13 protein-coding genes are annotated in these 12141 nt (G+C 75.0%); 4 read left to right on the top strand and 9 right to left on the bottom strand.

Features of this window, described 5'->3' with window-relative positions; all coding sequences use genetic code 11:
* The 9 genes from BSZ37_RS21315 to BSZ37_RS21275 all read right to left on the bottom strand — a co-directional run.
* The coding region (locus tag BSZ37_RS21315; RefSeq protein WP_143537793.1) for a hypothetical protein at window positions 1–758 on the bottom strand (758 nt) is incomplete at its 3' end.
* Between the two features lie 16 nt (window positions 759–774).
* Entirely contained in the window at window positions 775–1578 is an 804-nt protein-coding gene (locus tag BSZ37_RS21310) for a hypothetical protein (protein WP_095512700.1), read from the bottom strand.
* Between the two features lie 2 nt (window positions 1579–1580).
* On the bottom strand, window positions 1581–1973 hold the full coding sequence (locus BSZ37_RS21305) for a hypothetical protein (RefSeq protein ID WP_095512699.1): 393 nt from the start codon (window positions 1971–1973) through the stop codon (window positions 1581–1583).
* A 307-nt stretch (window positions 1974–2280) separates the two neighbouring features.
* Entirely contained in the window at window positions 2281–3444 is a 1164-nt protein-coding gene (locus BSZ37_RS21300; protein ID WP_095512698.1) for a hypothetical protein, read from the bottom strand.
* 115 nt (window positions 3445–3559) lie between these two features.
* Window positions 3560–5362: a metal-dependent hydrolase gene (locus tag BSZ37_RS21295; protein ID WP_095512697.1), complete on the bottom strand. Its 1803-nt coding sequence runs from the start codon at window positions 5360–5362 to the stop codon at window positions 3560–3562.
* Window positions 5353–5604 (bottom strand): hypothetical protein, encoded by a 252-nt coding sequence (locus BSZ37_RS21290; protein WP_095512696.1) that lies wholly within the window; start codon window positions 5602–5604, stop codon window positions 5353–5355. The genes BSZ37_RS21295 and BSZ37_RS21290 overlap by 10 nt, the downstream gene beginning before the upstream one ends.
* Window positions 5604–6023, bottom strand: coding sequence for a flagellar hook assembly protein FlgD (locus BSZ37_RS21285; RefSeq protein ID WP_095512695.1), 420 nt, complete (start codon window positions 6021–6023; stop codon window positions 5604–5606). The genes BSZ37_RS21290 and BSZ37_RS21285 overlap by 1 nt, the downstream gene beginning before the upstream one ends.
* A complete protein-coding gene (locus BSZ37_RS21280; protein ID WP_095512694.1) occupies window positions 6020–6331 on the bottom strand; it encodes a hypothetical protein in 312 nt (103 codons plus the stop codon). Before BSZ37_RS21280 ends, BSZ37_RS21285 begins: the two co-directional genes overlap by 4 nt.
* A complete protein-coding gene (locus BSZ37_RS21275) occupies window positions 6328–7464 on the bottom strand; it encodes a tyrosine-type recombinase/integrase (protein ID WP_179299824.1) in 1137 nt (378 codons plus the stop codon). Before BSZ37_RS21275 ends, BSZ37_RS21280 begins: the two co-directional genes overlap by 4 nt.
* Window positions 7465–8688: 1224 nt before the next feature.
* On the opposite strand from BSZ37_RS21275, the gene BSZ37_RS21270 reads away from it, so the two are divergent.
* The 4 genes from BSZ37_RS21270 to BSZ37_RS21260 all read left to right on the top strand — a co-directional run bounded on the left by BSZ37_RS21270 (window position 8689) and on the right by BSZ37_RS21260 (window position 12130).
* Entirely contained in the window at window positions 8689–9783 is a 1095-nt protein-coding gene (locus BSZ37_RS21270; protein ID WP_095512692.1) for a sensor histidine kinase, read from the top strand.
* An 11-nt stretch (window positions 9784–9794) separates the two neighbouring features.
* Window positions 9795–10445 (top strand): response regulator, encoded by a 651-nt coding sequence (locus BSZ37_RS21265; protein WP_095512691.1) that lies wholly within the window; start codon window positions 9795–9797, stop codon window positions 10443–10445.
* A 152-nt stretch (window positions 10446–10597) separates the two neighbouring features.
* On the top strand, window positions 10598–10720 hold the full coding sequence (locus BSZ37_RS22740) for a hypothetical protein (protein ID WP_281253056.1): 123 nt from the start codon (window positions 10598–10600) through the stop codon (window positions 10718–10720).
* A gap of 180 nt (window positions 10721–10900) precedes the next feature.
* Window positions 10901–12130, top strand: a complete 1230-nt coding sequence (locus BSZ37_RS21260) for a hypothetical protein (RefSeq protein ID WP_095512690.1) — start codon at window positions 10901–10903, stop codon at window positions 12128–12130.
* The last annotated feature ends 11 nt before the right edge of the window (window positions 12131–12141 follow it).

The raw sequence follows: 12141 nt of genomic DNA, 5'->3' as shown, positions 1-12141 counted from the left end.
GGCGGGGGCTCCTCGTCGGGGGGAGGGGCCGGCCGGACGTCGCGGCGGGCAGCGGCCAGACGGTCGGCCTGCGCGACGGCGGCCTCCAGGCCGAACCCGTGGCCGGCGCGGTCGGGGAGCGTCGCCCGGTTCTTGTCGCGGTCGTAGAGGAGCGCGCGTCCGGCGACGCCGTCGAGGTGGGGGGCGAGGGCGAGGGCGACAGCGTCGGTATCGCCCAACTCGACGTCGTCGCCGGTAGCGTCGCCGAGGAGCTGGTCGAGGTCGAGGAGCGCGACGCGCGGGGCGGCCCCTTCCGAGAAGTCGTTGAGCTCGAGGAGGCCGACGCGGCAGCCAGAGCGGGCGAGCTGTTCGGCGACGAGCGGGGCCGAGGCCGGGCCGTCGACGTGGAGCTTGAGGCACTCGGCGAAGTAGGCCGACTCGAGGAAGCGGGCGCAGTCGGCCTCGTCGAGGGCGTAGAGCGAGAGGGTCGGCGGGTCCCCGTGGTCGCTCTCCCGGGCGTCGTGGAACCGGGCGAGGGCCGTGGCCGGGGTGACGGGGAAGCGGTAGTCCGGCGTGCTCCGGGCGACGGCGAGGAGGCCGCCGGAGACGGCGGCGAAGGCGTCGTAGGTCGGCCCGGCGGGGTCGGCCCCCGCGGGACCGGCGGGGTAGCGGACGACGACGAGGGAGACGGCGCCCTCGGCCTGCTGGTCGGCGAGGCCGGCGGGGTCGGCGTACGTGGCGGGGACGTCGAGGAAGAGGGGGCGGGCGGTCGTCAGCACGGGGACGTCGGCGCGGTCAGCGCGGGGCGCGAGCGCGGCGGTCGGCGAGGGCGAGGTCCGGGTCGCCGGTGGCGTCGAGCGCGTCGCGGCGGGCGGCGTGGAGGGCCAGGGCGCGCTCGGCGTCGAGGACCGCGAGCCGCTGGCGGGCGAGCGCGGCGTAGTCCGTCTCGCCTTGCTCGTAGGTCATCTCTGCCAGGCGGAGCAGCTCGCGCTGGGCGTCGAGCCGTTTTTCCAGGAAGGGGGCGTCGGCCGCGAGGAGCGCGCGGGCGGCCCGAGCGCGGCGCTCGCGCTCCGCCTCCCGCCGGGCCTCCTCGGCCTCGCGCTCGGCCTGGGCGACGGCGCGCTGGCGGTCCCGCTCGCGGCGGGCCTCGGCGCGCGCGTGGTGGAGGTCGACCCGGGCCTCGGCGACCGCGACGGCCGCGCGGGCGCGGTGGAGGGGCCGGCGGTCGAGGAGCTGGTCGAGCGTCCAGGAGACGGTCAGGCCCCACGAGTCGCCGGGCCAGCGGGCGATGGCGGCGTAGACGGGGTCGTAGCCCTGGGTCGAGATGGAAGGGAAGGCGAGGCCGCGCGTGGAGACCGAGAGGTAGAGGTCGACCTGGGGCCGGAGGCGGGACCAGTGGGTCGCCTGGCGGAGCTCGGAGCGGGCGAGCGTGAGCCGGGCGGTCTCGACGCGGAGCGACGCCTCGGCCGTGGCCTCGGTGGTGTCGGCGAGGGCCGCCAGCGCGTCGGCGGCGTCTGACGCGGGCGACTGCGCGAGGGCGGACGGGGCGAGCGCCGCGAGCAGGAGCGCCAGCGTAGCGGCAAGGGCGGAGAGACGCATGGCTACGCGAGGGCAGGGGGGAGGGCGCTCGGGCGTGTTCCGGTCTCGGTCCACGTCACGCCCGCGAGCCCGGCGAGGCCACGGAGGTCGGCGGTCGCTGAGGCGGGCCGTCCGGTGAAGAGGGCGAGGGTCTGGGCCGCCAGCGCAGCCCGGAAGCCGGGCGGCATCTCGGCCCTTCGGCTCCGCTCAGGACAGGCTCCAGGCGTCGTGTGGTGGAGCCGGACGGCCTCGAAGGCGGCCCGCTCGGGGTGGAGGTCGGCGACCGTGAGCGCGTTGCGGACGACGCAGATGTCGAACCGGGGGCCGGTCAGCATCCGGTAGAGCGCGAGGGCGATCCGTTCGGCAGGCTCAGGACAGGCTCCCCGGCGCTGGAAGGGGTCGAGGTGGTCGAGCATGAGCGGGGGGCGGGGCCGTCGTCCGGTGCGCAGCCGGGGCTGCGGAGGGCGGGGGACGACGGCCCGGCCGGTTCAGGGGCCTCGGTGGATCACCTTGCGGCGGTCGAGGCCGAGGAGGGCGAGGAGGAGGGGGGAGGCTGCACGGGGCCATGCTCCCGGGCTGCGAACGGCTGCGGTGCGCGCCTCGCGGCGTCGCCCTCCATCGCCGTAGCTCGCGCTACGGCTGCTTCGGGCTTCTTGCGCGGCGGCATCCTCGCGCGCTCTCGCCGGTCGGGACCGGACCCCGTGCGGCCTCCTGATCATGGCGCTACCCCTCGCTGTTCTCGCGGATGACGACGCCGTCGCCGCCCCGCTGGCGGGTCTGCATGTAGGTCCCGTCGATGGCGTAATCCGTCCGGCTGACGAGCGCTCCGTCGGCCGTGTCGCCGTGGGAGGTCAGCGTGCGGAGGAGCGTGCCCGAGAACGAGCCGTCGCCGCTCACCGAGAAGTCGGCCCCGTAGTAGCGCGTGCGGACCTTGCCGTCGGCCCCGCCGTCGCGGACGGTGCCCGTGCCGTCGGCGTTGAGCGTGATGATCGGGTCGCGGACCGTGACCGTCTCCCGTAGCTCGGCGTTGGCGTAGGTGACGACGGCGCCGCCCTCGGCGGGCGAGTAGACCTGGCTCACGCGCCAGACGTCGATCTGGGGCGACGTGAACGCGGCCTCGGCGTCGTCGGAGGTGCCGACGAGGTAGGCGTTCGCCCCGCCCTCCGCCGACGTGAGGAAGGCCGCGAGGTCGGCGTGGGTGAGGAACGTGAGGTCGAGGGTCTCGACGGCGTCGACGTCGGCCGTGCCCGCGTCGTCGTCGTGGTCGAGCGCGCGGGCGTGCTGGAGCCGGGCGGACCAGACCCCGACGCCCTGGGGCTCGCGGTAGCTCAGGACGGCGAGGTAGCCCTTCGCGTTGCCGGCGTCGAAGACCCCGGTGTAGAGCGTGGTGTCGGGGGCGAGGCGGGCCGACGAGCGGTGGGGGTTGGCTGTCGCCGACCTCCGGTTGTCCGGGTCGGGGCCGCTCTCCTCGCTTCCGTCGGGCTCGGGCGCGCTGTCGCCGCCGACGAACTGGGCGAGCCAGTCGCGCCACGGCCGGTCCTGTGCGAGCGAGACCGGGTCGGGTACGACCGGCCCCTTCTCCGGGCCGAGGCGGGCGGGGTCCGGGATGGGGCCGCTGTCGCCGCCGCAGCAGGCGGAGCCGGCCGTGCGGGCGGCGTCGGCGCCGACGCCGAGGTCGAAGAGGGCCTCGACGTCCTGGAAGGCCGAGACGACGAGGGCCTGGGCGTCGGACGGGAGCGGGTCGAGCGGGGGCGGTCCGTCGGGGGTGGGGCTCGCGGCGTCGCAGCCGGAGAGCGAGGCGAGGACGATGAGCGCGGCGGGGAGGACCGTGAGGGCGGTGGCGGCGAGGGAGCGCGCCGAAGGCGGCGTGAGGGGTGGGGTGCGCATGGGGGCGGGGGAGCGCACGCCGTACCTTCCGGCCGGACGTCCGCTCGTAACAGGGTGGTGTCTGCGCGGCCACCGGAGCCTGTCCAAGCATCCCGGTGGCCGCACCTATGTCGAGTCAGGGGTGCCTCCCCTGGCGTGGCTGGCTGGCGGTGTCGGTGGGGGTGGAACGGACCGCTGGCGGTCCAAGGGTCGGCCTGGCGTGGGCCGGGGGGCGGTCGGGAGCCGGACTGTCTGCGGTCCGGGGCGCGACGAGGACGACGCGGACTTCCGTCCTGTCCGGGCCGTAGTCGCGGCGCTCGATGCGGCGGACGACGCCGGCCCCGGACGAGAGGACGGTGGCCTCGCGCTGGCGGGCGTCGAGGCGGGTCTGGGCGCGGCGGAGCCGGGCCTGGGCGTCGGCCGTGCGACGGGCGTGGTCGGTCCGCCACTCGCCGAGGCGGGCCTCGGCCTGGGCGAGCTGGGCGCGGAGGTCGTCGGCCTCGGACCGGGCGCCCTCGACGGCCGCCAGCGGCTCGAAGCCCTCGGCGTGGCGGTCCTCGGTGCGGGCGGCGCGGGCCTCGGCGCCGGCCAAGCGGGCGCGGAGCGAGAGCGGGTCGGTGGCGGCCGGAGGACGCTCCGCGCCCAAGCGGGCGAGCGACGCGGCGGCGTCCTCGACGTCGAGCCGGGCGGTGAGGAGGGCCTCCGACGAGAGGACGGCGACCGTGTCGCCGACGGCCACGGCGTCGCCCTCGGCCACGAGGAGCCGGGGCGGGTCGCTCGGCTTGTGGGCGAACGTGACGCGGCGGACGGTCGAGCGCGAGAGGTCGTCGGGTGCGTAGCCCTCGGGCGTGCCGGGGGGGAGGAAGACGCGGACGGTGACGACGCCGGCCTCGACGACGAGGCCCGCGAGGTCGTGGCGCTCGAGGTCGTCGAGCGTCGCGAACTGGAGCGAGAGGCGTCGGCCGGTGCCCGTGACCGTGTCGAAGGCGAACTCGTCGGGCGTGAGGTCGGCGTCCTCGGTGAGCGTGACCTGTCCGTCGAGGAGGTGGCGCGCCCTCGCCCCGTCGTCGCCGCCAGCGGCGGCGGTGCGCGGGACGACGCCGTCGAGGTCGGCGAGGGCGCGGCCCGCGAGGTCGACGCGGCGGCGGGAGACCGTGACGGCCCGGCCCCGGTGGGCGACGGCGCGGGTGGGCTGGAAGTCGGCGGTGTAGGCCGGGCCGAGCGAGAACACGCGGCCGGTCGTGTCCCGGACGAGGAGCGTGTTGGCGCCCGTCGTGCCGATGGCCTCGAAGGTGCCCGAGAGCGTGCGGAGGTGCTGGGGGTCGTCGGCCTCGACGGTGACGGAGACGAGGTACCCGTCGGCGGACCAGTCGAGGAAGTCGCGGACGGCGGCCCCGGCGTCGGCCTGGAGCGTGCGGACGAGGCGGGGGTACCCGTCGTGCTGGACGACGGCGAAGGGGACCGTGAGGCACGCGAAGGCGACGCCGAAGGCGGTGTCGGCACGGGAGCCGGTGCGGGTGCGGTAGGCCGTTGGCTGGCGGTTGTAGTAGGGGAAGACGCCGCGGCGGTCGGACCACGGCCAGAACACGCGGACGCCCTGGACGGTGAGCGTGTCGAGGAACGGGTGCGAGGCGTAGCCGACGACGAGGGCCGCGTAGAGGTGGGGTAGCCCGAGGGCGACGAACGGGAGTCCGAGGACGGCGACGGCGGCCTGGGCCGCGTAGCAGTGCGTGATCGTGCGGTGCCCGAACCGGCGCTCGATCCGCTTCGCGACGGGCGCGAACACGCGGCCGACCGTGCTCCCGAGCGTGTCGACGTCGGGGGCGGCCGAGGCGGCGGCGGCCACGACGACGCCCGTGGCGGTCCACGGGAGCTGGAAGAAGGTGGCGGCGACGGTGTAGCCGAGGAGGCCGCCCGCGACGTGGGTTCCTAGGCGCACGGGGGGTGGGGCGGGTGTTCGAAGCGGACCTCGCGGTGGGGGCTGAGGGCTCGGAGGTGGGCGAGGACGACGGCGGGTCGGGCGCGGGCGGTGAAGGGGAGGGGGACGGCCTCGATGCCGGCGAGGCGGACGAGGAGCGGGTCGCGGAGGACGTACCCGGTCGGCGTCCGCTCGACGGTGAGCGGGGGGCGTCCGGTGGACCGGCCCTCGCCTCTCGACTCCGTGCTCGTGCCCAGGGCCATCACGTCCGGTACATGAGGGTGGTCAGCTCCCACGACTCGGCGCGGTCGGTGCCGTCGAGCGTCGCGTACAGCTCGACGACGTACTCGCCCTGGGGTGCGAAGAGGCCGTTCGGCCCGGTGCCGCGCCAGGCGGCCGTGCGCGGCCCGGCCGTCTCGCGCGTGGGGACCGTGACCTGGTGGACGAGGGCGCGCTCGCCGTCGAGTCCGACGCGGACGACGCGGATCTCGACGGTCGCCGGCTCCTGGAGCGTGTAGCGGATCTCGCACGGTCGGGAGAAGGCGTTGAAGGTGGGCGAGACCCGGAAGCCCTCGACGACGGCGTAGTCCGTGAGGCCGCCGGTCGGCGGCGTGCAGGCGCCGATGGCGCCGGAGGCGAGCGCGGCCAGGACGACCGCCAGGGGGAGGGTGCGGGCCGTCATGGGTCGAGGCGGACGAGGCCGCCGAGGTCGTCGAGGCCCGGCGTGTGGCGGGTGGTCACGGGGACGAGCGCGCCGTCCGGTGCCCGGAAGTAGTGGGCGTAGGCCGTCGTGCCCGGCGGGGCACTGGCGGGAGTCGCCAGCCCGACGGAGAAGGCGTAGCGGTGGCGGGTCACGTCGAGGGCACGGCCCAGGCCGATGAGGAGGGCGGCGAGGCGGCACTGCGCCGCCTCCCGCTCGGGCGAGAGGTCGAAGACGACGCGCTCGGGCGCGTCGGGGAGGAGGCGGTCGAGGTGGGGCGTGCGAGTCACGGGGCCGGGTCGGCGTCGGGGAGGGCGGTGGCCTCGACGAGGGTGCGGAGGCCGTCGAGGTCGACGTGGGTGTAGACCTCGGTGGTGGCGATCGACGAGTGGCCGAGGAGGACCTGGACGGACCGGATGTCGCCGGAGGCCTGGAGCGCGCGCGTCGCGAACGTCCGGCGGAGGACGTGGGGCGTGAGCGGGTGGCGGGCCTCGACGCGGAGCCCGAGCGCGCGGCAGTCGCGCTTGAGCTGCTTCGGGGCGACGGGCCGGCCGTTGAGCGTGACGAGGACGGTCGGGGCCGTGGTCGGGACGCGGCGGCGGACGGCGAGCCAGTCGAACATGGGCCGGTAGGCGAACCCGACGAGCGGGACCGCGCGGACCTTGCCGCCCTTGCCCCGGAACGCGAGGGCGAACCCGTCGGGCCGCTCGACGATGGCCTCGCGCGTGAGCCCGACGACCTCGGCCCGTCGGAGCCCGGCGAACGCCATGAGCGTGAAGGCGACGCGGCGGCGGGTGGCCGTGAAGAGGGCGGCGAAGGCGCGAGCGCGGTCGGGGCCGGGCTCGGAGGTGGCGAGCCGGCGGTCGGCGGCGGCGACGTCGGCGGCGAGGAGGCGGGCGGCCCGGGCCAGCTCGTCGTCGGAGAGCACCTTGTGGGTCTCGCTCTTGCGGTCGACGTCGGGGAGGTCGAGGGCGTCGAACGGGTTGTGGGCGACGAGCTCGAGGCCGCGGAGGAAGCGGTAGAACGAGCGGACGCACGAGACGCGGCGGCGGACGGTCCGGGCGGCGTGCTCGGCCGCGAGCCCGGCGAGGTAGACCTCGGCGTCGCGGCGCGTGACGGCGTCGAAGGGGAGCGGGGCGTCCTCGGGCGCGTCCGTCTCAGGGGGGTGCCGCTCGGCGTGCCCCCGCTCGGCGAGGAAGGCGGCGAAGTGCCGGAGGTCGGTCCGGTAGGCCCGCTCGGTGTGGGCCGAGCCAGAGCGGGTGTGGCGGGTCCGCGAGAGGAACAGGGCGACGGCCCGGTCGAACGGGGACGCCCCCTCCGCCGGGCCGGTCGTCGGGGTCCGGCCAGGCGGGCGGACCGGGCTCCCCCCGTCGGCCGGGGCGGGCCGGTTGCCGGGTCGGGTCGGGGGGGCGGAGGGGGTCACGGCGGGTCGGGCCTCGTCAAACGAGTGTGCCGGAATGACAAGGAACGAGAGGCGACCTCTCTGGGCAAGTCGGCGTCGACGGACACGGCGGGGTGGGAGCGGCTCGGGCGGCGGCGGCGGGGAGCGTTGCGAGGTCCGCATCGTGGATCCGGGCCGATTTCGGCCGATCCGAGCGCGTCCCTTACCAGGCAGCGTCGGCGTGCTCACGGGGGCGGATTTCGTAGGGGTGTCCCCATAACATCCGTTATGGGGACGCGCGAAACGGGCTGTTTCGTCGGTCTGGACGAGGAGCATCCGGCTGAGGGAGGCGCGCGCCGCCGCGCCGCGCCCGTCCTTCCGGTCGGGTCCACCTCGACGGCGAGGCGAGCGGGGCGGGGGAGCTGGCGGCCGGCTCGGCGGTCGGGCGGAGCGCCGGGGTCGGGGCTGTCCCGGGGTCTCGCTCGGAGCGCCCTCCTCGCCGGGGCTTTCTCGCTGAGGGCACGGAGGGGCGGCGTCCGCAGAGCGGGCGCCGCCCCCGTGTCGGTCGGATGGCGAGAGGCCGCGCCAGCGGCCGGGCCGGGCGCGCGGCACGAGGTCTGATGGGGCCGTCTCGGCGGTCGTGGGACTGGGTGTGTCCGCTATTGCACCTCGCCTGTTCTCCACCTGGCATGATGCCGTCCGGCCGTGCCAGACGACCGATTTGTCCACACGCGGCGTCGGCCCCGTTACAGGGAGATTAGAAGGAGGACTACAGGATGGTCGCGTCCGTATTCGCGCCCTGGGCGTCCTCTGGGCTCATCCTATACAAGAAGGTCGAGTCCGTATTCGAGGCGGCCTCGTCGTCTGGTTAGCGGATGGTCGCGTCGGTATTCGCAGGTCGAGCCCGTATTCGTCGGGAGGTCGAGTCGGTATTCGTGGACAACCGGATGGAGGCGGGGGTCGTCCACAGGTCGAGGAGCGGCGACCACTTCCGGGCGTGAGAGCGTCGCGGACTCGCCGGTCTGCGGCCCGCCGGCCTGCGGCTCAGCGGTGGGGGACGTCGGGGCGGTCGAGCGGACGATGAACCGGCCGCGCGGGGTGGCGGGTCGTCGGTGCTCGACGCTCCCAGAAGGGTCGGTACCGACGACCGAGATTGGTCGCTTCCGCTGAGGGCGTTGCGGAGCGGCCGGGGTAGCCTGGGCGGTCCGACGGGTCCCGTCTCCAGGGCCGTAGGTTGCTCGTCGCTCTCCTCCCCGCGCCGTCCCGGTGCCCCCGACCGCCCCGCTCGTCCTCGCCCTCGCCGTCCTCCAGTCCGTCGCGCTCCCGCCCCGGACCGAGGCCGTCCTCTACGAGGACACCCTCGTCGTCGACTCCGTCGGCCTCGGCGACGGCCCGAGCGCATGGCCGTACCGGCTCGAGCGGACGGCCCCGCTCGGCGACACGTGGGTCCGGCTCGACGACCCGTTCGGCGGGACGTACTTCGCCCCGTCGACCATGCTCGCCGCGCTCGCCGAGCAGGCCGTGGCCTACGCCGAGGGCCGCGACGCGAAGTCCGTCCTGTTCCTCCCCCGCGCCCTCACGTTCTCGGCCGTCGCCTTCGTCGTCGTCGGGCTCGTCGCCGCGGGGGCCCTCCCGTTCGTCCTTTACCGTCGGCGGTACCGGCACGAGCGGGCTCGGCGCGAGGCGGCCGAGGCCGCCCGGCGCCACCTCGCCGAGGGCCGCGAGGCCGAGCGGCTCCGGACGGCCCAGGACCTCCACGACGGTCCGGTCCAGGACCTCCACGCCCTCCGGATGGGGCTCGCGCTCCTGGCCCGCACGGCCGACGACGGCCAGCGCGTGGCGATCGCGGAGGCGAGCGCCGAGGCCCGCCGGGTCGTCGACGAGCTCCGCCACGTTGCCGAGGACCTCCGCCCGCCGACGCTCGGCCCGTTCGGGCTCGCCGCCGCGCTTCGAGCCTTCGCCCGCCGGTTCGCCGAGCGGCACCCTGGCGTCGACGTCGCGCTCGACCTCGACGACGACGGCCAGGCGCTCGCCGAGCCGGTCCGACTCGCCCTGTTCCGGATCGCCCAGGAGGCCATGACGAACGCGGCCAAGCACGCCGGTCCCGCCCAGATCTCGGTTACGCTCCGCCTCAACGGCGAACGGCCCCCGAAGACCGCCCTGCTGGAGGTGGCCGACGACGGGGCCGGGTACGCCGTCCCGGTTGACCTCGCGGTCCCGACCGAGCCCGGGCACTACGGGCTCGTCGGGATGGCCGAGCGGGCCGACGCCGTCGGCGCCGCGCTCGCCGTCGAGAGCCGGCCCGGCGCGGGCACCCGCGTCCGCGCGACCGTCCCGGTCGGCACCGTCCCCCTCTCCTGACCCCCAGCCCGATGTCCGCCCCCCCGACCCGCGTCCTCCTCGCCGACGACCACCCCGTGTGGCGCCGGGGCGTCCGCGGGCTCCTCGACGCTGAGCCCGACCTCGACGTGGTCGCTGAGGCCGCTGACGGGGAGGCCGCCCTCGCCGCGCTCCGGGCCGGCGGCGTCGACGTGGCCGTCCTCGACATGGAGATGCCCCGCGTGACGGGCGTCGAGGTCGCCCGGGCGGTCCGGGCCGAGGGGCTGGAGGTCGCCGTCCTCGCGCTCTCCTCGTACGACGAGCCGGCGTACGTCGCGGGGCTCCTGGCCGAGGGGGCGGCCGGGTACCTCACGAAGGACCAGCCGCCCGAGCTCATCGTCGAGGCCGTCCGGGCCGTCGCGCGGGGGCAGGGCCGGTGGTTCGTGGCCCCGGCCCCCGGCGCGGTCGGGGCCTGGGGGGAGGCCGACGCCCCCGGGGCCGGGCTGACCGACCGCGAGCGCGAGGTGCTCCGGCTCCTGGCTGAGGGGAGGTCGAACGCGGAGATCGCCGGGGCCCTCTTCGTGTCGGAAAACACGGTCCGGAGCCACCTCACGGCGGCGTACGCGAAGGTCGGGGTGGGGTCGGCCCGGGAGGCCGTCGCGTGGGCGTGGCGGACGGGGTTCGCCGGTGGTGGGGACGGCTGAGGGGACGGAGCTAGTGCCAAAGTCGGGGGGCGATCTCGTCGGAACCGACGAGGGAGATCGGTCGGTCCGGGTGAGGCGGTGGGGGCGGTGCTCGGGGCAGGTTGCCGGAGTCCACGCAACCCCTCGCTCCCGACGCGAACTCCCACCGCACCATGCGCCCCGTCCTCCTCGCCCTCGCCCTCCTCACGGCCGTCCCGCTCCAGACGGCGGACGCCCCGTCGTCGGAGGGTCCCGACCCGATCTGCTTCCCGCTCATCGGCTGCCTCAACGCCTGAGCACCCCGTTCAGCTCTCGGCCCCTTTCGGCCGGACCATCCACACCCCACCGTTCCAATGCTGACATCCTTTGGCCCCACTCTCCGCGCTGGGACCGCGTGCGCTCTCGCGCTCGCGGCGTCCCTCGGCCCGCTCGCTGGGTGCGACGCGGTTCAGTCCGAACCCCAGCCCCCCGCCCCGATGGAGGGCATCGTCCGCCTCCCAGACACGTTTGATCGTGAGGCCGCCGTCGCGAAGGCGGAGATGGCCGCGCAACTCCTCGCCGGGGTCGCGGCCGAGAGCGACGCGGCAGGGGAACTAGAGGCGCTCGTCCGGGCCACCCGTGGCCCCCACGACGAGGCCGTCCGGTTTGTCCATCTGCTCCGGCCCGAGGACGGCACGGCCCGCGTCGACCTCCGCATCACCGACCCGTCGGTTGTCGTCGAGGGCCGCGGCGCGTTCGCCGACGCTTTTCGGTCGTCGTTCGAGTCGGCCCGGCTCGCGGGCGCACGTCTAGCCGACGAGATCACCCTCGAAGAGCTCGAGGCGTACCTGGTCGAGAACGACATGCAGGTGTACTGGCCGAACTACGAGGACTGGGACGGCGAAACCGACCCGGTCGTCACGTTCGACCCGATGAACGACCAGGAGGAGAACGTGGCCTACCGGCTCGCCGAGGACGGCGCCCGGCTGGGCGGGACGGAGACGCTCATGGTCAACGAGGCATACGCCGCGGAGAACCCGACGTGGGTCGTCAACATCTCCGAACTCCCCGAGGAGGACGCTAATGTCACGGTCATGGTCCCTCCGATCGACGGCGGCGGCGGTGGCGGTGGCGGTGGCGGCGGTGGTCCGACGTGCCCGGGGCCGCCCTCCTCGGAGCCCGACAACGACGTGTCCCTGATCAAGCTCGGGTGGTACAAGGCCGACCAGAACTACGACAGCTGGTTCAACGGCGGCTCTGAGATGTACTTCACCCACCCGAAGGGGAACCCCAACTTCGCCAATCCGGAGGCCAGTGAGGCCATCGTCACCTCCTTCTACTACCACGTCCACCGTGACGACGTGGGCAACTGGCTCAACTTCAACCAGGAGTACATCTCGAACTGGACGAAGGAAGTCCGGAATCAGAAGCTCATGATCCACGAGCACGACGTGCACGGGCCGTTCAAGTTCACCGGTAACGTAGGGTTCGAGTTCGAGATTCCCGGAACAGGAGTCACCGCGAAGCCGAGCATCGGGTTCGAGCAGACGTTCAAGACGACCGAGCCGATCATCTATCTCCGGGACACCGACCGGGCGAGCTACTTCCTCCTCAACCGGGACGGATCGGTCGAGGGGACTGGAACACGCGACTGCTTCCGCATCTACAAGGGCGGCCAATTTGTCCGGTTCACGCTCCCGTTCATCTTGCAGGACTACGGGAGCTAGCGCTCTTGGGT

Origin of the sequence: Rubrivirga marina, from assembly GCF_002283365.1 — a bacterium.
Classification (GTDB): Bacteria; Bacteroidota; Rhodothermia; order Rhodothermales; family Rubricoccaceae; genus Rubrivirga; species Rubrivirga marina.
Note: the sequence above shows the minus strand (reverse complement) of the source record. Positions and strands in the feature narration are given on the sequence as shown.